The organism is Enterobacter sp. SECR19-1250 (assembly GCF_013391025.1).
GTDB classification, from domain to species: domain Bacteria; phylum Pseudomonadota; class Gammaproteobacteria; order Enterobacterales; family Enterobacteriaceae; genus Enterobacter; species Enterobacter cloacae.
Genome location: NZ_JACASJ010000320.1, coordinates 1 through 377 on the forward strand (window position 1 = coordinate 1; position 377 = coordinate 377).

1 pseudogene is annotated in these 377 nt (G+C 53.6%); it reads right to left on the minus strand.

The window, feature by feature from the left end:
• Positions 1 to 241, minus strand: a pseudogene (locus tag HX884_RS26815) (hypothetical protein); the annotation flags it as partial.
• Between the last annotated feature and the right edge of the window lie 136 nt (positions 242 to 377).

A 377-nucleotide genomic window follows, 5' to 3' on the forward strand; every position in this document is an offset into this window, starting at 1 on the left:
CGTACCATTCCCGGACGCCATACCCGGCCTTCGTGGTTGTGGTGCGAATAGCCCGCGTCACGCCGTTGATTGTCATGGCGTAGCTGTCGGCTTGCCGGAAGGTATACAACGTTCCGCTTTCGGTCTGGGTATAAAGCTGCGTACCCGGTTCAGCATCCGCCAGCCTGCTACGCATGTTCGCAAGGAATGGCAACCCTATACGGGGCAGGTCGGTGGTATAGCTGCGCGTTCTGTCTCTCACTGGCTGGCCTCCTGCGAATTACTGCGCATTAACTGCGAACGGTGCGCAAATTGAATACGAAATAATATGCGTATTTTACTGTAAATTGCGCACCAATTTTGCAATTTCACATCAATAAAGCCAGTAACCGCGCGGG